Genomic DNA, 24,760 nt, shown 5'->3' on the forward strand with positions numbered 1-24,760 from the left:
GCAACAAAAGCGGGCTTTCATGAGCAAACGTGCCGGAGCTTCCTTCGAGGAAGCCGATGTCGTCGAAAACTACCCATACCGGCCGCCATATCCCGATGCCGTCTTCGAAAAACTTCTCGATATCGCCCCCGAACGGTCTACCCTTCTCGATATCGGTTGCGGTCCAGGCAAGATTTCCCGACCTCTCGTCAGGTATTTCGAAAAGGTCACAGCAGTCGATCCGTCGCGGCAGATGCTCACACTCGGCCAATCGCTTGCCGGCGGCGATGCGCCGAACCTGCACTGGATCGAAGGGTTTGCGGAGGATTTTCCGATCGGCGATGAGCGATTCGACCTGACGGTCGCGGCCGCCAGCGTCCACTGGGTGGATCATGCGAGACTCTTCCCGCGGCTTGCGGCCCATGCCAATCCTGGCCATAGGTTTGCCGTGGTCTCCGGCGATACGCCCTTTGAGCCACCTTGGGAAACCGATTGGCGCGCGTTTCTCACGAAATGGGTGCCGGCGCTCACCGGCCGGCCATTCGATCCCGACCGGCAGGCTGACGAATGGGCGCGCTACCAAGCCTACCTCGACCTTGAAGGCGACGCGTTCCTCCTCTCGGCGCCCTTTCAGCAGAGCGTAGCCGATTTCATTCGCTGCCAGCATTCGCGGGATACGTTCGCTCCCTCAAAACTGGGTTCGCGCAATGCCGTATTCGATGCGGAACTCAGGGAAATCCTCATCCCCTATGCCAGCGATGGGACGCTCACCTTTGCTGTCCATACGAGAGTTGTCTGGGGCATCATCAAGACCGGCTAAGATCATCACGCCGGATTATGTCTTGTGCGCTTCGGGCTCATCCGTATGGCGGCCGGAATAGCGCTCATCCAGTTCCCGGATGACGCCGTCACCGTCCACCGGGTCCACTTTACGCAGGATGACGTCGATCTTCGCCTCCAGCCGGTCGGAGCCCTCCTTGGATTGCGGCGAGCCCAGGAACAGGAAGAATGCCAAGCCGCCGACCTGCCACAGGAGTTGCAGGAATTCGGACTGCCAGTTCTCAAAGGTATCCCGCAGCATTTCCATCAGGTAACCCGAAAACTCGACCGCCTGCCCGTGTTCCACCTGTTCCTGAACGAAGGCGAACCAGCCGAACAGCCAGTGCCCGATCAGACTGAAAATGAAAAACGCCATCGTGATCCAGGCGTAGCTGTAAGCCCGCCATAGTGAGTTCTGCTGCATGGGCTCCTCCGAATCGCTTCCGCTTCAACGAGGGAGTTCCGGAGGAGGTTCCCGCAAAGGTCAGGCCATCACGAGATGAGCCGCCACGATCCGTTCGCTCCAGCGGCGGCGGGTATCCGCACAGGCGTATCCTTTTCTCGCAGATCGGCGATCCCGGTGCGGAAATTGCGCGGAGACCAGGCGTTTGACGAGCGCAGCATCGATTTCGAGCATGGGCGGCACCTCCTCCGTCACCAGATGGGTTCCGTTCAGGCTGATCTCAGGTCTGCTTACTGCCAGACCACCACACGCGCCTTCTGGGGCACGCGTTCGTAGAGATCGATAATGTCCTGGTTCATCAGGCGAACGCAGCCGGAAGAAACGGCCTTGCCGATCGAGTTCCATTCCGGCGAGCCGTGCAGGCGATAGAGCGTGTCCTGGCCGTTCTGAAAAATATAGAGCGCGCGGGCGCCGAGGGGATTCGTAAGCCCCGGCGGCATGCCGCCATTGTCCGCCGAATATTTCGCAAGCTCCGGCTGGCGGGCGATCATGTCGTTCGGCGGGGTCCATTTCGGCCATTTCTGACGCCATTGGATGACGCCTTCGCCGGACCAGGCGAAGCCTTCGCGCCCGATGCCGACACCATAGCGCATCGCCGAGCCGCCGGGCTCGACGAGATAGAGGAAACGGGACGGCGTGTCCACGACCACCGTGCCGGGACGCTCGCCGGTCGGATCAAGGACGCGCTGGCGATAATAGCGGGGATTGATCTGCTGATAAGGAATGGCCGGGATGACGAAACCGCCATCGACCACCGTGCCGTACATCTGATCCAGTTCCGGGCTGCTGCCGGGCAGGATAGCCGGCCGGCGGACGCTGCCTCCCTCCCGATAGGTGATCATCGTGTCGCCCGGCCCAGGCGCCGTCGAAGCACAGCCGGCCAAGGTCGAGGCCGTGCCGACGCCCAGGAGGGACAGGAAGCCCCGGCGGGAATAGAGAGTTTTATGGATCATGTGTGGAGGACCGCTCGATCGAAACGCCTGAACTCAAAAAAAGCATACTTCAACGGAAGGGCGGCTGAAAGGTTCCGAATCCCTGCCGTGGCGTTCGAGCATAGGTCTGCGGTAATTAAGCAACTGTTCACAATATGGACACGATGTCTCAAACCGATGGGATGAAACGTGAAGGGAGCAGCCGAAACCGCCCCCTTGGACAATTCCACATGCCTTCCTGCGGTTCAGATGACGACGATCGGCGTGCCGGACGGAACCCGGTCGAAGAGATCGATGACATCCTGATTGAACATGCGCACGCAACCGGATGACGTCGCCTTGCCGACCGATTGCCAATCCGGCGTACCGTGGACGCGATAGAGCGTGTCCCTGCCATCCTTGTAGATATAGAGCGCCCGGGCGCCGAGCGGATTGTTGAGGCCCGGATTGTAACCGCCTTCGGAAGCGGCAAACTTGCGCAGTTCCGGCTGGCGGGCCACCATATCGTCAGGCGGCGTCCAGCGCGGCCACTTCGCCTTATGCTGGATGATGCCACGGCCATGCCAGGAAAAGCCTGCCTTGCCGAGGCCCACGCCGTAACGGATCGCCTTGCCGCCCGGCTGGACGAAGTAGAGGAAACGCTGCCGCGTATCGACGACGATCGTGCCCGGGGCCTCGCTGGTGCGGTAATCGACCTCCTGGCGCAGGTACCGAGCATCGATTCGCGAATAGGGGACGGCCGGAAGCGTATGCCCCTCGTCGCGGACCACGCCATACAGGGTTCGATGCACGGGATTGGACACCGGCAAGCCGTAGGTCTGGTGGAAATCCGACGGGTAGAGCTGGCGTCTTTGCGGGATCGCGCCCGGGGTCGGAGGCGGCTGGTTGGTCGGAGGATCGGCATAGGGGGGGACATAGAAGACCGGCGCCGTCTCCTGGACGAAAACGTCCGGGTTCATCCGGCTCGTATCGGTGACGAATGGCACCTGGCAGGCAGCCAATGGGACACCTGCCGCAAGAACGGAGGACAGGCCAAGGATTCGGCGGAAAGGTCGAAGAGAAATCGGCATGAAACCCGCTTCCGGCAGATGATATCGGAAGAGAGATTGGCAAACGCGGCTGGCGCGAAGCTGGTGCAGCTCGTGCAAACGTGACGGAGGCCCGCGGACGGTCAACCTTACGCCGCGACGCGGTTGAAGAAGCGGATGCTTTCGGCGACCGCGCCCGGCACGACGCCATTATGTGTGCCCGGCAGGGTCTTTGCCTCAATGGATAGGCCGGCTGAACGTGCCCTGTCCATCAGGAGCTGGTGGTCCTTGTCGAACGGCCGCTCCTCGCTGCCCCGCAACAGCAAGGTCGGGCATTTGAGGCTCGGGGCGAAACAGACCGAGGAGCGCATGATGAACTCTTTCGGATCGCTTTCATCAAAACGGATCTCGCCGCTGTAGCGACGGAAGTAGCGCCAGGCATCGACGCCGGCGGAAATCGGCACCGCTGCACGAAATTTCCGGCTCATCGCGGCGAGAAGTGCCAGCGTGCCGCCATTCGAATGGCCGGCGAGAAAAAAGCGGTTCCTGTCGATCCCCGGCAAGGACTCCAGATAGGTGGCCGCGGCGAGCACATCGGTTGTCTCGTCGTAGAAGCCTGAGTAGTTGCCCGCCTGGCCGTTCTCGCCCCTGAACGACGGCAGCATGACGACGAAACCGGCATCCGCATAAGGCTTCATCAGCTGCCAATGACCATCGCCGGTGGCATTGCCGCCATGCAGGAAAAGCACCGCCGGCTTGAGCTTCGACGACGGCTCGTAAGGGGATATCCAGGCGATCAGTTCGATCGAGCCCTGCGGACCGCCGTGGTAGAGGACACGCTTCGATCCGGCCGGCGTATCGAGCGGCGGAGCCTTTTCCGGCGAAGGACCCTTGCTGATCAGATTGGTCCGAAAACGCCGGCGGGCATCGGCATAATCCTCCCTTTCGAGCGGCGGAATCGCGGGTACCGGAAAGGCCGCACGCGCGGAGGCAGGCAGCATCACCGCAGCGGAAAGGCCGGCAGTGCCGGCGAGAAGCGCGCGGCGGGTCAGACCGCCATTCTCCGAGTTGTCTGAAATGGAAGAAATGCGGTCGTCTGCCATGCCTTTTACACCTGCCGACTATTGCGGGATATCCGGCATTTCATCACCGGGCTCCGGCGGTTGTCCATTCAAGGATTCGAGAACGCTCAGGGCCTTTTCAGGATTGCCGCGAGCGGCTCTCCTCTGAAGGGCCTTCCAGGCTTTACGCTGCCCAATACCTTCGGCGATGAATGAAACGAGCAATTGGTTGATGGAGACATTTTCCTCTTCGGCAGCAGTACGGGCCTGCTCCATCAGATAGTCCGGAATCGTCAAGAGATATTGATTCATCATTGCTCTCCTGTTGACGCTTTCGCGTCCACCATGGCCGTCAGTGTCGAAAGCCGGTCGGCGTCGCGCGGCAGCTTGTCCTGCCTGAGCCGCGCAATGCGCGGAAAGCGCATCGCAACGCCGGACTTGTGGCGGGTCGAGCGGTTGATGCCTTCGAAGGCGACTTCCAGCACGAAACCGAAATCCGGATCGGCCCGCACCGCCCTCACAGGCCCGAAACGATCGACCGTGTTGTCGCGCACGAACTTATCCAGGATTTCGAGTTCGGCGTCGGTGAAGCCGAAATAGGCCTTGCCCACCGGCACAAGCGCCTCGCCGTCCGCCGTCTCGGCCCAGACGCCGAAGGTGAAGTCGGAATAATAGCTCGACCGCTTGCCATGGCCGCGCTGCGCATAGAGCATCACCGCATCGATATTGTAGGGATCGCGCTTCCACTTGAACCAGGGTCCCTTGAGACGGCCGGCCTGATAGGGACTGTCCTTCTTCTTGATCATGACGCCTTCGATCACCGGATCAGGCGGCGAAATGCGCAGCCGGTCGAGTTCGTTCCAGGTCGAGAAAGGCACGAGTTCCGAGAGATCGAAACGGTCATGCGGCGCCTGAGCGATGACCTCGCCGAGACGGCCGCGGCGTTCGAAGAAGGTTTCCGCGCGGATATCCATGTCGCCCTCAAACAGCAGGTCATAAGCACGGACGAAGGCCGGATAGTCGTCCAGCATTCTCGCCGTCACCGTCTTGCGATTGAGCCGCTGCTGCAGGTCGGAAAAGGTGCGCGTCGGATTGTTGGAGCGCGCCGTGCCGCCGATCAGCAACTCACCGTCGATGACGCCCTCGAAATTGATCGCTTCGACCACGTCCGGAAAGGCGCCGGTGATATCATCGCCGGAGCGCGAATAAAGCTTCCTGGTGCCGCCATAGCTCGACATCTGGATGCGGATGCCGTCCCATTTCCATTCGGCGGCGTAATCGGCGGGATCGAGCTTCTCGAGATCGCCCTCCTCGACCGGATTGGCCAGCATGACGGAATGGAAGATCGCGGGAGTCGCAAGAACCGGTTTGTCCGCCCGGCCCTCCAGCCAGGCGAAGAGCGGTTCGTAAGGTGGCGTAAGCCCGTGCCAGAGCGTTTCGATCTCGGTCACATCCTTGCCGCTCATATCCGAGAGGGCCTGCTTGGCAAGCCTGGCCGAGACGCCGATCCGGAGCGCGCCCGTCACGAGCTTGAGGAAGGCGAAGCGGCTCGACGTATCGAGCCGGTCGAGCAGATCGCGGACGGCAGAGCGCACCTCGGTGCGACCGAGCGAATTCATCCGCGTGACGACCTCGCCGAGGCGCGGCTGGTGTTCATCGTCGATCGTGTCCTTGCGACCGCCGTCCCAGACGAGCGAAATGGTTTCGGCAAGGTCCCCCACATAGTCGTAGGAATACTGGAAGAGGATCGGGTCCATCCGCTCCAGCACCAGATCACGCAGCATGGCGGGCTTGACGCTTTTGAGATCCAAGGCGCCGGCAAGCGCCGCGAGGCCGTACCCACGGTCCGGATCGGGCGTATCGCGAAAATAGTCGGCGAGAAGCTTGAGCTTGCCATTGCGGGACGGCGTCAGCACGAGCCGGTCGAGGAGAGTGGCGAAAGCTTTCATCTCGCCACCTCATCGGAGACAGCACCCCCCTCTGCCCTGCCGGGCATCTCCCCCTCAAGGGGGGAGATCACAAGCTGTTGAACCTTCCCCCTTCGGTGAGCTTTCGTTGGGTTGTGTCGCCAGTTGTTTGGAGAGACCAGTGCGCCCAGCCGATCTCCCCCCTTGAGGGGGAGATGCCCGGCAGGGCAGAGGGGGGTGCTGACGGTTCGACGGGAAAAGACGATCACCATCAATCCCCCTCGTCCTCGTAACCGACGAGATGCAGCGGGCGGGCGGGGATGTTCTTCAGCTCGCACCAGCGCACCAGCGCCTCCTCGCGGCCATGGGTCACCCAGACCTCGGAGGGGCTGATCTCTTCGATAGTCGCCAGAAGCTCGGGCCAATCGCAATGGTCGGAGATGACCAGCGGCAGTTCGACACCGCCTTGTTTCGCCCGCTGGCGGATCATCATCCAGCCCGATGCGAAGGCGGTCAGCGGCTCGTTGAAGCGCCGTGCCCAGCGATCCTGGAAGGCCGATGGCGGGCCTACGACGACGGCTCCCTTGAAAGCGGCAGGATCGCTCTTCTCCATTGTTGCGGGGCGGATGTCGCCGAGGTCGATCCCCTGCCCGACATAATAGTCGCAGAGCTTCGCCAGCGCGCCGTGGATGAAAATCGGTTCGGAGTAGCCGCAATCGCGGATGAGCCTGATGACACGCTGCGCCTTGCCGAGCGCATAGGCCCCGACGAGGTGGCTGCGTTCCGGAAATTGTTTCAGCGAGGTGAGCAGCTTGGCAATCTCGTCCCTCGGGTCCGGGTGGTGAAAGACCGGCAGGCCGAAGGTCGCCTCGGTGATGAAGACGTCGCAGGCGACCGGCGCGAAGGGCGCGCAGGTCGGATCGACACCACGCTTGTAGTCGCCCGAGACGACGATGCGCAGCCCGCCCTTCTCGATGACGATCTGGGCCGAACCGAGCACGTGACCCGCCGGATGAAAACTCACGCGAACGCCGTCGATATCGATCTCCTCACCGAAGGTCGCCGCCTGTTCCGACCCGGCGAAACCGTCGCCGTAGCGCAGCCGCATGATGTCGAGCGTCTGGCGCGTGGCAAGCACTTTCGCATGGCCGGCGCGGGCATGATCGGAATGGCCGTGGGTGATCAAAGCCCGCTCGACGGGGCGCACCGGATCGACATGGAAGCGGCCGATGGGGCAGAAGAGCCCGGCCGGGGTGGGATGAAGCAATGCCTCGGGTTTCATGCCCCTCAAGATAGGCGCAAAAAGCGCACTTGGAAGGGCATCAGGCCGGGCCTGCCTTCTTTTCGACGACCTGCGCCGCCGGCAGGCGGATCGGCTTCAGCAGGCATGCGGCGAGAAGGCCGATCAGCGCCATGGCGCTTCCCGTCATGAAGACCGGCACGAAGGCTTCCGTGTAGAGCGTGTGAACCGCGATCCGCGACGCCTCCGGCAATCGAAGCATCATGGCCGGCGTGAGCGAAGCGATATCCTCGACGCCCGGAATGCTGGTGCCGACGCCCCTGATCCCGGCGGCAACGATCGCGCCGTAGATGGAGATCGCGATCGAAGCACCGGCCATGCGCATCAGCGTCACGGCACCGGTCGCCGCACCGACATCTTCGCGCGGGGCGGAATTCTGCACGCCGATGATCGGCGCCTGCTGGCCGAAACCGATCGCAAGCCCCTGCATCAGCATGAACCCCAGGATGAAGGGAACCGGGGTTCCGGCCGGAAGCTGCGAGAAGATGAACAGCGCCACGACGTTCAGCGACAGGCCGATCAGCGTGAAGGGCTTATAACGGCCGCTGATGGAGATCAGCCTCCCGGTCGATATGGAACCGATGACGATGCCGGTGGTGGTGGCAATGAAGCAGAAGCTCGCCACGGATGGCGAAAGGCCCGTCGTCGTCTGCAGGAAAAGCGCGAAATAGTTCGCCATGCCGATCGCCACCGCCCCGGTGCAGAAGGACACGACCAGGAACAGCGAAAAGGTCGAATCCCGAAAGAGTTTCAAAGGCACGATCGGTTCGGGAACACGGCCTTCGACGACGACCCAGGAGATGGCGCAAAGCACACCGAAGGCCACGACCAGCATGGATTGCCAGGCGAGGAGCGAACCGAAGAGTGTGACGCTATCAGCCCAGACCACGATGCTCGCGACCACTGCGGCAAGCAGAATGGCACCAGGATAATCGATCTTCGGCCTGCGGACCGGACGGCGATAGGGCAGCAGGAGCGAGATGCCGGTCAGAGCGACGATGCCGATCGGCAGGTTGATGAGAAAGATCGACCGCCAGCCGAACCATTCGCTCATGGTGCCGCCAAGCAGCGGGCCGAGGCTGCCGGACGCCATAATGACGAGGCTCGAATAGCTCTGATATCTCGCCCGCTCGCGCGGCTCGAAAAGATCGGCGTTGATGGAAAAGATCGACACCATGATGCCGCCGCCGCCCATGCCCTGCAGCAGGCGCGAGGCGATGAGCGAATCCATCGACCAGGCAAGCCCGCACGTGAGAGAGCCGACGGTGAAGATGACGATCGCCGCCAGCATCACGTATTTGCGGCCGAAGAGATCGCCGAGCTTTCCGTAGATCGGCATCGTCGCGCTGGTCGCGAGGAGATAGGCCGAACCGACCCAGCCGAAACGCTCCAGTTCACCGAATTCGCCGATGATCGTCGGCAATGCGGTCGAAACGATCTGGTTGTCCAGCGTCGCCATGAACAGCGCCGTCAGCAAAAAGCAGAAGATCACCAACCGCTGCCGGCGATCGGTGACAAGCGGCACATGGGCCGGGCGGGTCATATCCATAGATTAATCCAAAGTGTCGAAATTTTATGTGCCTCAAGCATATAATTGTCAATGGCACTTTGATGCCCAAAGCAAAGAATGGTTGGAACGGAGCGGAGGGTCTGATATTCTTGCCCGATGACCAAGAGCCTTTTGAAACAGGAATCTGCCGCTGCCCCCGAAGATGTAGCGCGCATCAGCGAGACGCTCGGCCGCATGCGATTGCTGATCGGCCGGCGCATCATCGGGCGCACGGCAATCGCCAATATCGCTCCGGGTCTCGACATTTCGCATCTCGACGTGCTGGACGTGATGCGCCGCATCGAGGGCGAGGTCACCGTCGGCGCGATCGCGGAGGCGATGCGCATCGACCCGTCGCGCGGCAGCCGGCTGGTGGCGGATCTCGTCGCCCGCGGCATCCTGCGCCGCGACGCATCCCAGGCCGACGGCCGCCGCTCGCTCGTCGTCCGGACCGACTTCGGCGACAGGCTGCTGGCCGAAATCCGCGCCGTCAAACGGACGCTGCTTGCCCGCGTGCTGGAAGACTGGCCGGAGGAAGAGCTCAACGCCTTTTCCGCACTCTTCGAAAAATTCGTATCGAACTTCGAAGCCATCTACGTGGCGGCGGAGAAGACGCCGGGGTCCCACCTTTCCGACGCCCCCCGAGCTATGTCATAGATTGCGCATAAATTGCTATTCCGCTATTCTGAAGAGGGAATATCGGAGGCAAAACCATGAATGTTTCGGTCGGTCCCCGCTGGGAAAAATTCATCGAGGAAGCGGTGCAGGACGGGCGTTACGGCTCGGCCAGCGAAGTGGGGCGCGAAGGCCTGCGGCTGGTGGAAGAACGCGAAGCAAAGCTTTCGGCGCTGAGGGAGACGCTGCAGCGGTCCATTGAAGCCGGCGGTGACGTCAGCGAAGAAGAGCTGGATGCTTTTCTGGATGCCGAATTCGAGAAGCTTGAGAAAGAGGGCTATTGAGTGCCACGCATTCAATATCTCGATAGCGTGAAGGCCGATTTCAGGGAAATAGCCCATTACGTCTCAAGAGAAAGCGGCAGCGCGGCAATCGCACGACAGTTCGTGAAAGCATTGCGTCACAAATGCCGCAACCTCGCGACGCTACCCGGTACAATGGGCCGAGACCGCTCGGAACTCGGCCGTCGATTGAGAAGCGTCGCGTATCGGGGATACATCATCTACTTCCGTTATGCAGATGATCGCTTCCAGGTGATCAACATCCTCGAAGGCCATCGGGACACCGAACGGCATTTCGGCACCGGTGATACGGAGCCGGAAAGCGAGGACTAAATCCCTTCGCCGCCTGAAACACGCAGCCGGTCGCGTCCCTGGTCCTTGGCCTCATACATGGCGCGGTCGGCACGTGCGAGCAGAGTTTCGGGCGTATCACCATCCTGCGGAAAGAAGGCGATCCCCATGCTGCAGGTGGCTGTGACGCTCCTGCCTTCGACGACAATCGGGCGGGACACCAAATTACGGAGCTCCTGCAGCCGGCGCACGACGCCCAGCTCATCCTGACCGGGATTGCTGAAGACGATCGCGAATTCGTCGCCGCCAAGCCTAACCAGAAGATCGCTGGCGCGGATACAGTTCGCCATGCGGGATGACAGCGTCTTCAAGACTTCGTCTCCCGCGGCGTGACCGAGCGTATCGTTGATCTGCTTGAAATTATCGAGGTCGATATAGGCAATCGTGACCTTGCGGTTCTCGCGGCGGGCCTCATGCAAGGTGCGGCCGAACTGGGCCCAGAACAGCGTCCGGTTCGGCAGGCCGGTCAGCGGATCGTGGTGCGCCATATGCTGGATACGCTCTTCATTGCGGGCACGCTCAATCGCAATGCCGGCGATATCGGTCGCCATGGCCGTCAGCTCGAGCTCCAGATCCGTAGGCTCGCGCGGGCTGTCGGAATAGAGCCCGAAGGTGCCGAGCACCCGGCCGTCAGGCGCCAGGATGGGTGTCGACCAGCAGGAGCGGAAACCGAATATGATCGCGAGTTCGCGATAGTCGTCCCAGAGCGGGTCGGCCAGGACGTCCACGACGAAAACCGGAGAACGCCGCCAGGCGGCCGTGCCGCAGGAGCCGACCTTCGGTCCGATCTCCAGGCCGTCGATGAGTTTCACATACGCAGGCGGAAGCCGCGTGGCCGCGCCGTGACGCAGCCGGTTCGTATTCTCTTCAAGAAACAGGACGGAAGCCGTGATACCGTCCAGTTCTTCCTCCACCGTGCGGACCAACGCATCGAGAACCGTCTGGAGGGATTGGCCGCGAGCGATCATCTCCAACAGCCGGGCATGGCCGTGGCGGCGGTCGTCCTGTCGCTTGCGTTCGGTGATGTCCCGCGAAATGCCGACCAGGCCGACGATCTGGCCTTCCGCATCGCGCAACGGCATCTTCGATGTGGTGAGCCACAGCACGCGGCCATCCGGAAGCTTGATGCGTTCCTCGCGGCCCTGGATCGCAATGCCTGTCGACATGACCTCCTGTTCGACGGCAAAGAGTTCACGCGCGGTCTCGTGGGCGAGGATGTCGAAATCGGTCTTGCCGATCATGTCGGAACCGTCGTGGAACCTGCTGTTGCGGCCGGCGGCGGCGTTGGCGAAGACAAAGCGGCTCCGACGATCCTTCACATAGATGAAATCCGGAAGGTGATCGAGAAGACTATAGGCTTCGAGTTGACCTGTGACGGGGGTAATGTCGAAATCGGTATCGGTTTCAGTGGAGACACGAAGCAGGCGTGTGCAGAGTTCGTCCAGCGGATCGGAGGTGAAAGCCAGGGGCATGCTATGCGACAAGGGTCCCACCATCCCCACCTCTCCTTCCACTTTCATCCGAAAAATGCGCGAGAACCCGCCGCCCCATTGCGTATAGCATGACGCAGAATTCCTTATCGTTGCTTAAAAAGATTGTGAAATCTGCCATGCGTGGAGCATGTATAGAAGCATTTTCTAATCACCCGCTCAAAACTAATCCGCGTAACCATCATGCAAAGGTCTGGCATGGAAAATGCTTCGTTGATGTCAAAGGATAGCGTTGGATGATTTCGAGACGGGCAGTATTGACGATGATCGCCAGCGCAGCCGCCTGTGGAGGGGGGCCGCTCCGTGCGCTCGCGACCCCGGAGGGGTTTTCGACCGCCGATATGCGCGGGTCGATCGATGCCCGGGAACATGGCGTCACGCCCGAGGGCGGCGAGAAAGCAAGCCGCAAACTCGGCGAGATCATCACCAAGGCTGCGCGCCGGAACATGCCTGTCTTCCTGCCGCCCGGCAATTACCAGATCTCCAATCTCGACCTGCCCGAGGGCACGCGGATCACCGGCGTGCCCGGTGCTTCACGCCTCGTCTATTCCGGTGACGGATACCTCCTGAAAGCCGATGACGTGCGTCGCATCGAGCTTACCAATATCGTGATCGACGGCGCCAGCCGCCGGCTCGACGACCAGAGCCCCGCGCTCGTCCACCTGCGCGGTGTCGACGAGGTGATGATCGACAATTGCGAGATCACCGGTGCGGGAAAGACGGCCGTCCAGCTCGAACGGTGTGGCGGAAGGGTCGAGCGAAGCCGGATTTCAGAGGCTGGCGAATACGGGCTCCTGGCCGTGGAAAGCACGGGGCTTTCCGTGACCGGCAACACGGTCGTCGACTGCGGCAATGGCGGTATCCTCATCCATCGCTGGACGAAGGGCATCGACGGCACGATCGTCTCCGGCAACCGCATCCTCAGGACCGGCGCGACGAATGGCGGAACCGGCCAGTACGGCAATGCGATCAATCTCTTCCGCGCCGACAACGTGATGGTGACCGGCAACCACATCTCGCAATCGGCCTTTTCGGCGATCCGCGCCAACAGCGCCTCGAACGCACAGATCGCCAATAACCAGTGTTTTGCATCGGGCGAAACGGCGATCTATGCGGAGTTCGCCTTCGAAGGCGCGATGATCTCCGGCAATCTCGTCGACGGCGCGGCGAACGGCATCTCGGTCGTCAACTTCAACGAGGGCGGTCGGCTTGCGACAGTCGCCAGCAACATCGTCCGCAATCTGAAACCCGTAGGCCCCTACGCGCTGGACGAGGCGATTTTCGGCGTCGGCATCAGCGTCGAAGCGGATACCGCAGTCACCGGCAATGTGATCGAGAACGTGCCGCTCTGGGGCATGGCGCTCGGCTTCGGCCCCTATCTGCGCAACGTGCTGGCGAGCGGAAACATCGTGCGGCAGGCGAAAGTGGGCTGCGCCGTGACGGTGGTCGAGGGCGCGGGCGACGCGCTGATCTCGGGCAATCTCTTCGAAGCGGTGCAGGACGGCGCGGTGATCGGATACCGCTGGAAAGCGCCCTCCACCACCGAGCTTGGCCGCGGCGGCAACCAAGGCCGGGGGCTTGCGCATCTGACGATCGAGAACAACCGAATCGTTTAAACGAGATCGTCGGGTTCATCGCCGAAATCGACATTGCGGCCGCGATGGAAAATGCGGATGATCATCACGATGTCCTCCTCAATGGAGAAGGCAATCGTCGCCTTGTAACGATAGCCGACGAGGCGCAGGCCGGGCCTTATGTCATCGCGCAACATGCCGCGTTTCGGGAAAGTGGCAAATCCCAGACAATAACTTTCGATCTTGCGGACATATTCGCGTGCCGCTTCGACACCCATCCTGGGCGCCAGATATGTCATAATGTCTTCAAGTTCCTTTGCTGCCTTCGGCCCGAAAATGACACGATGGCTCATGCTTTGTTTTGTTTTTCGAGGAGCAAAGCCGCACGGGCATCGAGCCGCTTACGGAGATCGTCCGGCGACAACGTCCGCTCCGGATGAGCCTTCAATTCATCGTAGGCCGGGCCCACCTCCTCCACCAGCCATTTCTCGATCGCCGCATCGCGGGCGATCAGCGTCCTCAGGCCATCGCGGATCACTTCGCTTTCAGTGGCATATTCGCCGGAAGCGACCTTGGCCTTCACCATCTCGGCCATTTCGATCGGCAGTGTGATGCTCAGCGACTGGGTGGTGCGCATGGGGCAGCTCCTTTAATGACGACACGATTAAATCCTATCGAAAACTTTCATCGTCGTCCAACGCGGATTGATCTTCCGTTTTTCCGCGCATGCCCGTAGCTTGCCGCCGACATCCATTCGCATGCCGTCACCCCGAAATCGGTTTGACTTTCAGGCTGCACGCCCAGGAGAAACGTAGAATGCTGAAAATCTATGGTGTCTATCGCTCGCGGGCGACCCGCCCGCTCTGGCTCGTCGAGGAACTCGGCATTCCGTTCGAGCATGTGCCGATCATCCAGGGCTACAGGGTGCCCGAACCGATGGCACCCGGCGCGCGGGTCAACACGCTGTCGCCGGAATTCCTGGCGATCAACCCGATGGGCTCGATCCCCTCGATGGATGATGATGGTTTCGTGCTGCACGAATCGCTGGCGATCACGCTCTACCTCGCCCGCAAATACGGCGGCGTACTCGGCCCCAAGGATATCAACGAAGAGGCCCTGATGGTGCAGTGGTCGCTGTTCGCTGCCACCAGCATCGAGACGCCGGCACTCAAGATTTCCTCGACGATCGCCGGCGGCAAGCAGGATACGGAAGAGGGCAAGACCGATATCGATGTCTCGGCGCGCCTGCTGAAGCGTCCGTTCGACGTGCTCGAAAAGCATCTGTCGAAGAACAGCCACATGATCGACGGCCGGTTCACCGCGGCGGACATCAATGTGGCGGAAGTCGTGCGCTACGCACAGGGGCATGCGACCCTCTTCGACAGCCGCCCGGCGCTGAAGGCCTGGCTCGAATCCTGCCAGGCCCGCCCCGGCTTCAAGGCCATGTGGGACAAGCGTCTGGCCGAACCGGCCTAATTTTTCCTTGCCGTCAGGGCTCTTCCAGCTCGGCCAGTTCCGCTTTCAGCCATGTGTGGAAGGCCCTGACCTTCGGTGGCGGGCGGGATCCGGCTCGAGTGACGAAATAGTGTCCGAAGCCGGTCGCCGCACGGACAGAAAAGGGTTCGACGAGCTTGCCGTGCTCCAGCGCGTAGGCCGCCAAAGTCTGCCACGCGAGCATCACCCCCTCGCCCGCGATCGTCGCATCCAGGCAGAGCGACGCCTCGTTGAAGACGTGGCGGACGTTCAAAGGCCCGGGCGCGACGCCCGCCGCCTCGAGCCAGACATCCCAGGAGAACATTGCCCGGCCGTCAATGATGGCCGGCAGTTTGAGGATATCGGCCGGCTCCTTCAGCTTTGCCGCAAGAGCCGGCGCGCAGACCGGAAAGATGAGCTGCGGCAGCAGAAGCTCGGCATCGACACCCGGCCATTTGCCCGTGCCGACGCGAATGCCGAGATCGACACCATCGGTGACGAAATCGGCCATGGCCGTGGTGGCATCGATCCTCAGCCGGATCTCCGGATGGAGCGCCGAAAACCGATCCAGCCGATGGACGAGAAAACGGGCCGCGAAGACCGGCGCGACGGAAATCGTGAGCAACGTGTCGTCCCGCCGCTGCCCGAGGCCAATGGCCTCCGACAGCGAGTGGAAGCCTTCCGTCAGTCGTGCCAGCATGGGCCGCGCCGCATCGACCGGAACCATTCCCTTCGGCAGACGATGAAAGACCGGCCGGCCGAGCTGTGCCTCCGCCTTGATGACCTGCTGGCTGACGGCACCAACCGAGACGCCAAGCTCTTCCGCCGCCGCCTGCAGCGACCCCAGACGGCCTACCGCTTCCAGCGCCCGCAATCCGTTCAGATGCACGAGGTTGAGGTTTCTCATATAGTTTTTCTAAAGCCGGATACTCAAGAACTCAATTGAAAACCAAACTGGAAGCGCCGATATTCCCCCTGCAAATGATAACAAATTTGCAAGGTGGCACACATGGAATCGCTCAAGATTTTCTTGAACCCGACAATCTGGCTGAAATCAGCCAGGGCCTCCATGGAGAAGCGGTCCGATGATCCGTTCGATGATCCGGACATTCGCTCCATGAACCTCAGGCAGCTCGCCGACCTGCCCTTCCCGGGGATTTATGACAAGGCATGCCTGGAAAAGATGCCACTGGCAAAATGCGCCTGACGGATCAGGCTGCCTTTTCCTCGGCAAGCGCCTTCTGGACCGCCGGTCGCGCCTTCATCCGTTCGTAATGCGCCTGGACGCGCGGAAATGCGGCGATATCGACCTTGTCCCCTTCCAGCCAGCCGGCGATGGTGAAGAGATAGGGATCGGCGACGGAATACTGCTCGCCGAGCACATAGGGGCCCGCAAGAAAATCGTCCTCGATCAGGCGGAAGCATTCGCCCATGGTCTGCGGCACCTTGCGCAGCATGTCCGCATGGGAGGACGGCTCGTCGGCCCATCTTGTGCCGCGGCGACCATGCGCATGCGCCACATGCACGGTCGAGGAGAGATAGGCGTTGAACGCCTGCATCCTGGCAAACAGGAACGGATCGTCGAGCGGGGCCAGCTTCGCCAGCGGCGCGGCCTGCGCGATGAAGGCTAGAATTGCGACCGTCTCGCTCAGCACGCCCTTGTCTGTCACCAGAGCCGGCACGCGGCCCTTCGGGTTGATCTTCAAATAAGCTTCGGAACGCTGTTCGCCTTCGGCGAAATTCAGCCGCTTCACCTCATAGGGCAGGCCGGAATCGGCAAGCGCGATATGGCTGGCGAGCGCACAGGTGCCGGGCGCGAAATAGAGCGTATACATGAACATCCTCCGATTTGAGGATGCCGTTGTAGCACAGGCTCACGTCTCAGGAAGCCTCAAACGACGCCTGGAACATCTTCCAATCGATACCAGACCGGAATGCCGCGTTCGGTGGCCAAGCGGACATCATTATCGGCGCCCCTGGATTCGCCCGGCAGGCGAAGCACACCATCGCAAAGCTGCAGCAGGCGTCCGGCAGCGGGATGGAAAATCTCCTCGTAGAGATCGTCTCCTATCTCCTTGCCGCCCGCCGCGCGCCATACCGGCAGAGCCACCCATTCACCGATCATCGGCACGTGACCCGCCCTGAACAGCGCGTAGGAGGGGGCCTCCAGCCGTCTCAGGTTCTCCGCCATCCTGTCAGGGTCATCACCCGTACCCGAACGATAGGGACCGGCAATCAAGATCAACATGTTCGTTTCTCCAGAACGTATCCCGCATGCATCGCGGAACTGCACGAATTTGCCCGAAGTTCTTTACATATAGCGTATTTTCAGGCATATTCGCGCTTATTCATGCAATTTCGTGCAGAGTCAAGAGCCATGCTGACGAGCCAACGCAAGAACCTCATTCTCGACATGCTGCGTCGGGAGGGTCAGGTCGTCGCCAAACGGGCGGCAGAAGAGTTTTCGCTGTCGGAGGACACGATCCGGCGGGATCTGCGGGAGATGGCGGCGGAAGGCCTGCTCAGGCGCGTACACGGCGGCGCCATGCCCATAACGCCGGACCTGCCGGATTTTACCGCACGGCAGGCGATTTCGTCTGACGTGAAGAGGAAGCTCGGCGCAGCGGCTGCCGCCATGGTCAAACCGGGTCAGATGATCTTTCTCGACGGAGGTACGTCGACGGCTGAAATCGCCCGGGCGCTGCCCCGCGATTTCGCCTTCACGGTCGCCACCCACAGCCCGACGATCGCTGCGGAACTGGAGCATCATCCGACCGCCGAGGTGATCCTGATCGGCGGCCGGCTCTACAAACATTCGATGGTAGCAACGGGAGCGGCTGCGATGAGCCAGATCGCGAATATGCGTCCGGACATCTTCTTCCTGGGCGTGACGGCGGCGCATCCCGTCCGCGGGCTCTCCACCGGCGATTTCGAGGAAGCCGCAATCAAGCGGCATATTTCCGCTTGCTCGGCCGAGACGATCACGCTGCTGACGGTGGACAAGCTGGACGCCGTCTCGCCGCATGTGATCATGCCGGTCTCGGCGCTTTCGGGCATCATCATGCAGAGCGGCGCTGACGAGGCACGGCTGGCACCCTACCGGGCGGCGGGATTGGATGTGATGGAGGTGTAGCGGTCAGTGCTCACGCGCGACTGAGAAGACCGCTATCTTGTCCTGCGTCATCCTTGGGCTTGTCCAAGAATCCAAGCCATCTCAAAACATCAAGCCGTTGCAGATCCTCGGCACAAGACCGAGGATGACGGAGGAGAGGTTGGCACGCCGCCGGAAGGAAGCCTCACGCAAACAGCGCATCTGTGACGCGGACGTCGCCGACATGGATGCCGTTCCAGTTCCTCATGGACTTGTTGGCCATGAAGAGAAGCTTCGTCTGAACCTCGCCGCCCCTTTCGAAATAGCGGGAGATCAGCGCGAAGATCATGGCTTCCGCAGCGCGCGTCGTGCCGTCCTCGCATTTCACCGCGATCGCAAGCCCCTGATCCGGCAGGGCCGCGACGAAGACGCCCTCGGCGCCGGTCTTGGCGAAGATCTTGCCCGGAGCGACTTCCATCAGCTTCGTGCACGCGCGGTTGCTGCCGGCGACGTAGAAGGGCTCCGCCATGCAGGCCTCCATCAGCCGGCGCGACGCCCTGGCGCGCTCCGGCGAGAGCGAGCTTCCCGTCACCATTTTTGCAAAGCCGTGGGCCAGCCCCTTGAGCGGCACCGCATAGCTGGGAATCGAGCAGCCGTCCGTGCCGCAATTCTGATGACCGAGGATCGCGCCGGTCAGCGCTTCCATCGTACCCCGGATTTCGGCCTGCAGCGGATGGTCGTATTCGACATAGCCCTTCACCTCCATGCCCGCATGGACACAGGTACAAACGAAGCCGGAGTGTTTTCCGGAGCAATTGTTGTGGAGCGCGGTCGGCTTTTCGATCGTCCGGGCCTGATGGATCAAGGTGTTCTGGTCGGAGGACCAATGGGCGCCGCATTCGAGTGCCGTATCGTCACGGCCGGCTTTCGCCAGCATGGCGGCGGCTGTCGCCACATGCGCGTCCTCACCGGAATGGGAGGAGCAGGCAAGCGCCAGTTCCACATTGCCGAAACCGTAGGCATCCGCCGCACCGCTTTCGATAAGCGGCAGCGCCTGCATGGCCTTGCAGGCCGAGCGCGGGAAGACGGCGGCTTCGGCCTCGCCGAAGGAAAAGACAACCTTTCCGTCTCCGTCGACGACCACCCCCATGCCGCGATGGCGGCTTTCGACCAGCCTGCCTCTGGTAACTTCGACGGTAACGGGGTTTTGCATGGTCGGTCCTGAAATTGCTGTTTTCATTGATGCCTATGCGAAGCGCATACCACAGGCTCGTAAACAAGTCTGGCGCTATCTTCTCGGGGGAACCTTGCATGAAATCCGTTAAGCGGCTGTTTCTGGTCATTTTCATCATCTACCTCCTGCCGACATTCGCCTCGGCAGGTCTGTGGGCGATGAAGGACCGACCGTCGCGATGGAGCGAGGCGCGCTGGTCTTCCGCCGGGATTCTACCGAAGGCGGAACAGAGCGAACAAGCTGCGATCTACGTCTTTTCGGCGATGACCGGCGGGCTGAAGGGCGCCGTCGCCAGCCATGCCTGGATCGTCATCAAGGAAAAAGGCGCAAAAGCCTATACGCGCTATGACAAGGTGGGATGGGGCAAACCGATCCGCCGCAACGGCTATCCGGCGGACGCCTACTGGTATTCCAATGCGCCCGAGCTGGTGACTTCGGTGACCGGTGCAAAAGCGGAACAGCTCATTGCAAAAGTCGAGGGTGCGATCGCCGCCTACCCTTATGCGGAGCCCGGCGGCTACACCATCTGGCCGGGGCCGAACTCCAATACCTTCGTGGCCTATATATTGCGGACGGTGCCGGAGCTTGACGCCGTGCTGCCGCCGCATGCGGTCGGCCGCGATTATCTTCCGGGTGACGAATTCGTGCATCTCGACGAGGACTGGCGCGATCTGCACGTGACGCTGCGCGGGCTGATCGGCTTTTCGGCCGGTGTTCGCAGCGGTCTGGAGGTGCATTTCCTGGGGCTGGTTGCCGGTCTCGACTTCGCCAGGCCGGGCATCAAGGTGCCGGCGGTGGGGCGTATCGGAATTTGAGGGGCAGCTATGCGAAAAATGCAAAACGCCCGCAACCTGGCGGGCGTTTGACAATCATATGGTCAATCGACGATCAGAAGCCGACGGCTTCGCGGGCGACGCGGCGGATATCGCTTTGTGCGATGCCGAGGTCGTTGAGTTCGCGCGGGGTCATACGGCCCAGTTCGGCGACCGTCTGACGATATTTACGCCAATTGTTAAAGGTGCGTGCGACGTTCATGATGATCCCCCTTTCCTGGGTTTTCGAAGCTTAGCAGCCAGTCCTTGGCGCTCTCGTTTGCTTCGATGACCTTCATATAGTCCCGCATCGGTTGTTGTAAAAGTGCCTACTAGACACGCCACCCATGCAGTAAACGCATATCCAGGGCGATCCAGATCAATGACTGGCGAGAAAGGGAGATTGAATATCGACAACCACAAAAAGGAAAAGGGCCGCTCACGCGACCCTTCCATGAGTTTGGTCCGGTTGAACGAACCCGGGCGCTACATGAGCCGCCCGAAGGAAGATGAAGTTCAGGCCGAGGGCTGCCCCGTCAAGACCATCACCTTTCCATTGCCCGTTACGCAGACCGAAATCTCATTAGACATTGGATCACCTTCCTTTCATTACGTTGACGATGAAATCAAGGTAGGTGCAAGCGGCCGAGTCTGCAAGGCACGTTATGTAAACAATCGCGCATTTAAGTGAGTTGCGCAGACTCAGTCCCGTACCTAGAATTCGCCAGCTTCAATCACGGAAGCTCGCCTTTCAGCTCAATTTCAGAACGATCTTGCCTATATGGCTGCTGGTCTCCATCAGCCGGTGCGCCTCGACGACCCTGTCGAACGGCAGGACGGAATGGATGACCGGAGCGACCCTTCCCTCCTCCAGGAGCGGCCAGACCTGGGCCAGAAGATCGTCGCGGATGGCGCGCTTTTCCTCCGCCGTGCGCGGGCGCATCGTGGAGCCGGTGACCGTCAGGCGCTTGACCATGATCGGCGTGAGGTTCACCTTTTCCGCCGTATTTCCGCCGAGGAAGGCGATGATCGACAGGCAGCCGTCCTTGGCGAGTACCGAAAGGTTCTTTTCGAAATAGGCGGCGCCGATCATGTCGAGGACGACATCGACACCCTTGCCGCCGGTCTCCTGCCGGATCACCTCGGCGAAATCCTCGGTCTTGTAATCGATGCCGCGTTTGGCGCCGAGCCTCTCGCAGGCCTCGCATTTTTCCTTCGAACCCGCTGTCGCATAGACCGTCGCGCCAAAGGCCCTGGCAAGCTGGATCGCCGTCGTGCCGATACCGCTTGACCCGCCATGGATCAGCACGCTTTCGCCTTCCGTCAGCCCCGCCATCTGGAAAAGATTGGCCCAGACGGTGAAGAAGGTTTCGGGAAGCGCCGCCGCTTTCACGGCGTCATACCCTTTCGGCCATGGCAAAGCCTGCCCGGCCGGCACGGCGCAGTATTCCGCATAGCCACCGCCGTTCGCCAAAGCGCAGACCTTGTCGCCGGGCTTGAACTCGCGCACCCCCTCGCCGAGGGCAACGACCTCGCCGGCAATCTCCAGCCCCAGGATCGGGCTCGCATCCTTCGGCGGCGGATAATTGCCGCTGCGCTGCGCCACGTCCGGCCGGTTGACGCCGGCCGCCTCCACCTTGACGAGAATTTCTCCGGGCCGGATGGCCGGCAGCGGCCCTTTTGCTGTGACCATGACCTCCGGCGCTCCGAAGGAAGGCAGATCGATGAAACGCATTTCGGCGGGAAACGGCATGACGGGCTCTCCTGTGAGTGTCAGGCCACTGACTTAGGACAGTCCCTCACCGATAGGAAGGCGGCGTTCCGCCGCTCGGTCATTTTGTCTCGCCGAAGGCCGCGAAAACCAGGCCACCTTCGCTGTCTTTCGCATTGGCCTTGACGGCGGCGATCTCAGCTCCGATGCGGCCTAGATCATCGAGCAGCAAGCCCTGCGGTAATTCCAGAACCCCGATCGAGCAGCGCAGCAGCGGGAAATCCCGCTCGGCGCCATAGCGGTCGTGGCCACGGATCTTCCCCGCGATGCGCTCTTCCGGCGAATAGAGTTCAGCGACATCATCATGGAAATCGCTCAGCAGCCGTTCAAGGATTTCGTTCAGCTCCTCTCGGGTCCAATCGCGCACGCCGATGAAGAAGTCATCGCCGCCCACATGCCCCAGGAAAACACCGTCCGAGAAAAAATAACGCTTCATCAGCGCGGCAAAGAGCGAAATCGCGTGATCGCCCATGTGGAAGCCGTAGTGGTCGTTGAACGGCTTGAAATTGTCGAAGTCGCAATAACAGAAGAAGCGGGTCTCATCGTCGTCGCGGCCGCTCTCCTGCATGAAATCGCGGATGGCGCGGTTGCCCGGCAGGCCGGTCAGCGGATTCTGATCCTGGGCGATCTTCAACTGCTTCTCGTTGATGACCTTGATGAGCGAAGCCGCCGATACGACGCCGGCATAACGCATGTTCTCCGTCAGGATGATGCATGCGCTGTTGTCCATGTTGGCAAACAGGCTCATCAGTTCTTCCGCCTCCGCATCCAGGCCGATGACCGGGGCACGATCGACGAAATGCGAAATCGAGCGTTCGTAGACCTTGTTCTTCAAAAGGTCGCGACCGAAGGGCTGGTAGATATATTCCTTCAGGTGGTATTCGTTGATGACGCCGCGCGGCTCGCCATTGGCATTCAGCACCGGGAAGAAGGCCTGGCGCGGGTTGCGGCGGAAGAGCTCGAAGACACTGTCGATGCTTTCGTTCTCGTAGACGGCCGGCAGGTGTTCGATCTGCTTGCGGATCAGTATCTCGTCCAGCGACTGGCTGGAGCGACGACCGCGGCCGATGTCGGCGAGATGAGGAAAGGCAGGCTGCAGCTCCGAGACGAAGGTCGTCGGCCGGGCGATGAACCAGCCCTGCACGAGATCCACGCCATATTCACGGCAGGCTAAGAATTCCGCTTCCGTCTCGATACCTTCGGCGATCACCCGAATGCCGAGCACATGGGCGATGTTGACGATGTTCTTGACGAGATGGCGCTTGCGCGGATTGCGGTCGACGCCGGCGACGAAATGCCGGTCGATTTTCAGATAGTCCACCGGATAATCGCAGAGCAGCTTCATTTCGCCATGGCCGACACCGAAATCGTCGATCGCAAGCTTGAAGCCCTCCTTGCGCATCCATGTCACCAGCTCAGCGAATTCCGGCACGCTGGTATTGTCGAAACGCTCGGAAAATTCGAAGCAGACCGAGGATGGCGCTATATTCGCCTTGCGCAGATGCTGCACCACCTTCTCGATGAAATGTTGGCCCTGATGAATAAGCCGCACATCAAGGTTGAGGAAGAGCGTCGCGGAGGAGAAGTCCGGCAGACCGGCGAACTTCGCCAGCGCACGGTTTGCCATCATCTGTTCGAGCAGCAGAAGCTGGCCGACCTCCTGGGCCTGGTCGAGCAGTTCGAGAGGAGAAGAGAAGCCGATCCGTTCCTGGCCACGCAGAAGGGATTCATAACCGAAGACCGAACCGGTGCCGACTTCGACAATGGGCTGGAAGGCATTTTCAAGCACCAGTTTCGCAAGGGTGACAAGCTGGTCGCTTGCATATCGTCTAAAGACACCCGGTTCCAATATGGCCGCAGACGACATCTACTCACTACTCCACTGCGCAATGGCCTAAAACACAGTGGTGAGGCTCCCATCAATTCGTCAAAAATCCCTTTCACGAAAATGACGTTTCGATGAAAGTTCGATGACAGGAGAATGCATTTTTATACAATATTATAACGACTTAATCGTATCGATGCCGATCGCTCGCTCAGCCTTTGGCGGCAAGCGCCACGGCAATCAGCGCCCACCCCTGCATCATGAGATCGACGGCCAGGAAGAGGCCGAGGATGAAGAGGCTGTTGACCGGCCAGCCGAGCGCGATCACCAGGCCCGCAAGCGCGGTCACGATGCCGCCGACGATGATCCAGCCGGAGCCGCGCACAGGCCGCATCCTGAAGCCGACCCAGAGGCGGAAAATCCCCGCGACGACGAGCGCCACGGCCATGAGGAGAGTGAGGACGGCCGCCGTCAGAGCCGGGTTCCAGAAGGCCAGCACCCCGGCAATGGTATAAAGAATGCCACTCAGCGCCCAGAACAGCATCTGATCCCAGCCCTTCACCTGGAAGGCGTGGACGAGATAGGCGACGCCGCCGACCAGCATCATCATGCCGATGTATAGGACGGAAACAACGGTCGCCGCGAAGAGATTGGCGAGCGCCAGAAAGCCGAAAACCAGGAGAAGAATGCCGAGGGCGAGAAACCAGCCCCATTTGTCACGAATTGCTGCGACTGCCGGAGTATCGATACCGAATGCCATGACCAACCCCTCTCTTGTAACCCTACCCGAACTTATCCGATAGGATGTGGAGCGGATTTGACCAAGGTCAACGGCGCGCGCTTATGCGGCGTGATGGATCGGGATGTTTAGTCACCTGCAAGAGCCTGCGCTTTTGAGATAGGATGGTTCGCAATCGTTTCTTGATTGCGATCGAGATCAAAAATAACTCAACCTGGCGAGGGAATCTAAGGTGATATCGAGATGGTCACGGCAGGACGGCAATGCATATCCACGCTTCGTCTCAAGTGCGGGATTGGTCTATGCGATATCGCGGTCTATCTCCAGCATTGTCTGTGGGCAGATCCTCGGGACAAGCCCGAGGATGACGGTGGAGAGACCGAGCCTCAGGTCCCTGTAGAGAACC

At 61.0% G+C, this 24,760-nt stretch carries 30 protein-coding genes; 10 read left to right on the plus strand and 20 right to left on the minus strand.

The features are described from left to right. The first annotated feature begins 19 nt into the window (after nucleotides 1-19). The gene (locus JL39_RS26460) at nucleotides 20-799 is read left to right on the plus strand and encodes a class I SAM-dependent methyltransferase (protein WP_037157827.1); all 780 of its coding nucleotides are present in this window, start codon (nucleotides 20-22) and stop codon (nucleotides 797-799) included. Nucleotides 800-814: 15 nt separating this feature from the next. Here the strand turns inward: JL39_RS26460 and JL39_RS26465 are convergent, their stop codons facing one another. The 9 genes from JL39_RS26465 to JL39_RS26500 form a co-directional block, all read right to left on the minus strand. After that, nucleotides 815-1,222, minus strand: coding sequence for a DUF6766 family protein (locus JL39_RS26465; RefSeq protein ID WP_037157830.1), 408 nt, complete (start codon nucleotides 1,220-1,222; stop codon nucleotides 815-817). A gap of 60 nt (nucleotides 1,223-1,282) precedes the next feature. After that, complete coding sequence (locus JL39_RS32040; RefSeq protein WP_161784809.1) at nucleotides 1,283-1,435, minus strand: hypothetical protein; 153 nt, start codon at nucleotides 1,433-1,435, stop codon at nucleotides 1,283-1,285. 56 nt (nucleotides 1,436-1,491) lie between these two features. After that, nucleotides 1,492-2,214 (minus strand): L,D-transpeptidase, encoded by a 723-nt coding sequence (locus JL39_RS26470; protein WP_037157833.1) that lies wholly within the window; start codon nucleotides 2,212-2,214, stop codon nucleotides 1,492-1,494. Nucleotides 2,215-2,438: 224 nt separating this feature from the next. Beyond that, nucleotides 2,439-3,263, minus strand: a complete 825-nt coding sequence (locus JL39_RS26475; RefSeq protein ID WP_037157834.1) for a L,D-transpeptidase — start codon at nucleotides 3,261-3,263, stop codon at nucleotides 2,439-2,441. A gap of 107 nt (nucleotides 3,264-3,370) precedes the next feature. Continuing rightward, nucleotides 3,371-4,324, minus strand: a complete 954-nt coding sequence (locus JL39_RS26480) for an alpha/beta fold hydrolase (RefSeq protein WP_052183133.1) — start codon at nucleotides 4,322-4,324, stop codon at nucleotides 3,371-3,373. Between the two features lie 18 nt (nucleotides 4,325-4,342). Next, a complete protein-coding gene (locus JL39_RS26485; RefSeq protein WP_200884011.1) occupies nucleotides 4,343-4,597 on the minus strand; it encodes a hypothetical protein in 255 nt (84 codons plus the stop codon). Beyond that, a complete protein-coding gene (locus JL39_RS26490; RefSeq protein WP_037157839.1) occupies nucleotides 4,594-6,231 on the minus strand; it encodes a cisplatin damage response ATP-dependent DNA ligase in 1,638 nt (545 codons plus the stop codon). The genes JL39_RS26485 and JL39_RS26490 overlap by 4 nt, the downstream gene beginning before the upstream one ends. Nucleotides 6,232-6,460: 229 nt before the next feature. Further along, nucleotides 6,461-7,471, minus strand: a complete 1,011-nt coding sequence (locus tag JL39_RS26495) for a ligase-associated DNA damage response exonuclease (RefSeq protein WP_037157841.1) — start codon at nucleotides 7,469-7,471, stop codon at nucleotides 6,461-6,463. A gap of 40 nt (nucleotides 7,472-7,511) precedes the next feature. Beyond that, complete coding sequence (locus JL39_RS26500; RefSeq protein WP_037157844.1) at nucleotides 7,512-9,038, minus strand: MDR family MFS transporter; 1,527 nt, start codon at nucleotides 9,036-9,038, stop codon at nucleotides 7,512-7,514. 117 nt (nucleotides 9,039-9,155) lie between these two features. Here JL39_RS26500 and JL39_RS26505 point away from each other — a divergent pair, with 117 nt between their 5' ends. From JL39_RS26505 to JL39_RS26515, 3 genes are read left to right on the plus strand one after another with little or no spacing between them, the layout of a single operon-like run. Then, nucleotides 9,156-9,695, plus strand: a complete 540-nt coding sequence (locus JL39_RS26505; protein ID WP_037157847.1) for a MarR family transcriptional regulator — start codon at nucleotides 9,156-9,158, stop codon at nucleotides 9,693-9,695. Between the two features lie 56 nt (nucleotides 9,696-9,751). Then, complete coding sequence (locus JL39_RS26510; protein ID WP_037157849.1) at nucleotides 9,752-9,997, plus strand: type II toxin-antitoxin system ParD family antitoxin; 246 nt, start codon at nucleotides 9,752-9,754, stop codon at nucleotides 9,995-9,997. Beyond that, nucleotides 9,998-10,327 (plus strand): type II toxin-antitoxin system RelE/ParE family toxin, encoded by a 330-nt coding sequence (locus tag JL39_RS26515; RefSeq protein ID WP_037157853.1) that lies wholly within the window; start codon nucleotides 9,998-10,000, stop codon nucleotides 10,325-10,327. Here the strand turns inward: JL39_RS26515 and JL39_RS26520 are convergent. Further along, entirely contained in the window at nucleotides 10,324-11,841 is a 1,518-nt protein-coding gene (locus tag JL39_RS26520; protein WP_161784810.1) for a diguanylate cyclase, read from the minus strand. The two genes, JL39_RS26515 and JL39_RS26520, sit on opposite strands and share 4 nt — an antisense overlap. A gap of 230 nt (nucleotides 11,842-12,071) precedes the next feature. Between JL39_RS26520 and JL39_RS26525 the strand changes: the two genes are divergently transcribed. Next, the gene (locus JL39_RS26525; RefSeq protein ID WP_037157856.1) at nucleotides 12,072-13,451 is read left to right on the plus strand and encodes a TIGR03808 family TAT-translocated repetitive protein; all 1,380 of its coding nucleotides are present in this window, start codon (nucleotides 12,072-12,074) and stop codon (nucleotides 13,449-13,451) included. Here JL39_RS26525 and JL39_RS26530 read toward each other — a convergent pair. Both JL39_RS26530 and JL39_RS26535 read right to left on the minus strand, forming a co-directional pair. Beyond that, a complete protein-coding gene (locus JL39_RS26530) occupies nucleotides 13,448-13,762 on the minus strand; it encodes a type II toxin-antitoxin system RelE/ParE family toxin (protein ID WP_037157861.1) in 315 nt (104 codons plus the stop codon). The two genes, JL39_RS26525 and JL39_RS26530, sit on opposite strands and share 4 nt — an antisense overlap. Beyond that, a complete protein-coding gene (locus JL39_RS26535; protein ID WP_037157863.1) occupies nucleotides 13,759-14,046 on the minus strand; it encodes a type II toxin-antitoxin system ParD family antitoxin in 288 nt (95 codons plus the stop codon). Before JL39_RS26535 ends, JL39_RS26530 begins: the two co-directional genes overlap by 4 nt. A 179-nt stretch (nucleotides 14,047-14,225) precedes the next feature. On the opposite strand from JL39_RS26535, the gene JL39_RS26540 reads away from it, so the two are divergent. Then, nucleotides 14,226-14,885, plus strand: a complete 660-nt coding sequence (locus JL39_RS26540; protein ID WP_037157866.1) for a glutathione S-transferase family protein — start codon at nucleotides 14,226-14,228, stop codon at nucleotides 14,883-14,885. A gap of 13 nt (nucleotides 14,886-14,898) precedes the next feature. Here JL39_RS26540 and JL39_RS26545 read toward each other — a convergent pair whose 3' ends face one another. After that, the gene (locus tag JL39_RS26545; protein WP_037157869.1) at nucleotides 14,899-15,789 is read right to left on the minus strand and encodes a LysR substrate-binding domain-containing protein; all 891 of its coding nucleotides are present in this window, start codon (nucleotides 15,787-15,789) and stop codon (nucleotides 14,899-14,901) included. Nucleotides 15,790-15,891: 102 nt separating this feature from the next. Between JL39_RS26545 and JL39_RS26550 the strand changes: the two genes are divergently transcribed. Further along, a complete protein-coding gene (locus tag JL39_RS26550; RefSeq protein ID WP_037157872.1) occupies nucleotides 15,892-16,089 on the plus strand; it encodes a hypothetical protein in 198 nt (65 codons plus the stop codon). Nucleotides 16,090-16,093: 4 nt separating this feature from the next. Here the strand turns inward: JL39_RS26550 and JL39_RS26555 are convergent, their stop codons facing one another. Both JL39_RS26555 and JL39_RS26560 read right to left on the minus strand, forming a co-directional pair. Then, nucleotides 16,094-16,717, minus strand: a complete 624-nt coding sequence (locus JL39_RS26555; RefSeq protein WP_037157875.1) for a glutathione S-transferase family protein — start codon at nucleotides 16,715-16,717, stop codon at nucleotides 16,094-16,096. A gap of 56 nt (nucleotides 16,718-16,773) precedes the next feature. Beyond that, a complete protein-coding gene (locus tag JL39_RS26560) occupies nucleotides 16,774-17,130 on the minus strand; it encodes a hypothetical protein (RefSeq protein WP_037157878.1) in 357 nt (118 codons plus the stop codon). 129 nt (nucleotides 17,131-17,259) lie between these two features. Here JL39_RS26560 and JL39_RS26565 point away from each other — a divergent pair, with 129 nt between their 5' ends. Further along, nucleotides 17,260-18,015, plus strand: coding sequence for a DeoR/GlpR family DNA-binding transcription regulator (locus tag JL39_RS26565; RefSeq protein WP_037157881.1), 756 nt, complete (start codon nucleotides 17,260-17,262; stop codon nucleotides 18,013-18,015). Nucleotides 18,016-18,178: 163 nt separating this feature from the next. Here JL39_RS26565 and JL39_RS26570 read toward each other — a convergent pair whose 3' ends face one another. Further along, on the minus strand, nucleotides 18,179-19,186 hold the full coding sequence (locus JL39_RS26570; protein ID WP_037157884.1) for an asparaginase: 1,008 nt from the start codon (nucleotides 19,184-19,186) through the stop codon (nucleotides 18,179-18,181). Between the two features lie 98 nt (nucleotides 19,187-19,284). Here JL39_RS26570 and JL39_RS26575 point away from each other — a divergent pair, with 98 nt between their 5' ends. Beyond that, nucleotides 19,285-20,022, plus strand: coding sequence for a DUF3750 domain-containing protein (locus JL39_RS26575; protein ID WP_037157887.1), 738 nt, complete (start codon nucleotides 19,285-19,287; stop codon nucleotides 20,020-20,022). Between the two features lie 73 nt (nucleotides 20,023-20,095). Here JL39_RS26575 and JL39_RS31330 read toward each other — a convergent pair whose 3' ends face one another. Further along, complete coding sequence (locus tag JL39_RS31330; RefSeq protein ID WP_081953003.1) at nucleotides 20,096-20,242, minus strand: DUF1127 domain-containing protein; 147 nt, start codon at nucleotides 20,240-20,242, stop codon at nucleotides 20,096-20,098. A 180-nt stretch (nucleotides 20,243-20,422) separates the two neighbouring features. On the opposite strand from JL39_RS31330, the gene JL39_RS26580 reads away from it, so the two are divergent. Further along, on the plus strand, nucleotides 20,423-20,710 hold the full coding sequence (locus tag JL39_RS26580; protein ID WP_037157891.1) for a hypothetical protein: 288 nt from the start codon (nucleotides 20,423-20,425) through the stop codon (nucleotides 20,708-20,710). Nucleotides 20,711-20,770: 60 nt separating this feature from the next. On the opposite strand, the gene JL39_RS26585 is transcribed toward JL39_RS26580, so the two are convergent. From JL39_RS26585 to JL39_RS26595, 3 genes are all read right to left on the minus strand, one after another. After that, nucleotides 20,771-21,772, minus strand: coding sequence for an NAD(P)H-quinone oxidoreductase (locus JL39_RS26585; RefSeq protein WP_037157894.1), 1,002 nt, complete (start codon nucleotides 21,770-21,772; stop codon nucleotides 20,771-20,773). A gap of 79 nt (nucleotides 21,773-21,851) precedes the next feature. Beyond that, the gene (locus JL39_RS26590) at nucleotides 21,852-23,657 is read right to left on the minus strand and encodes a GGDEF domain-containing protein (protein WP_037157897.1); all 1,806 of its coding nucleotides are present in this window, start codon (nucleotides 23,655-23,657) and stop codon (nucleotides 21,852-21,854) included. A gap of 169 nt (nucleotides 23,658-23,826) precedes the next feature. Then, nucleotides 23,827-24,375, minus strand: coding sequence for an HdeD family acid-resistance protein (locus JL39_RS26595; protein ID WP_037157900.1), 549 nt, complete (start codon nucleotides 24,373-24,375; stop codon nucleotides 23,827-23,829). Nucleotides 24,376-24,760: the final 385 nt, after the last annotated feature.

It is taken from the genome of Rhizobium sp. YS-1r (assembly GCF_000757525.1).
GTDB classification, from domain to species: Bacteria; Pseudomonadota; Alphaproteobacteria; order Rhizobiales; family Rhizobiaceae; genus Neorhizobium; species Neorhizobium petrolearium.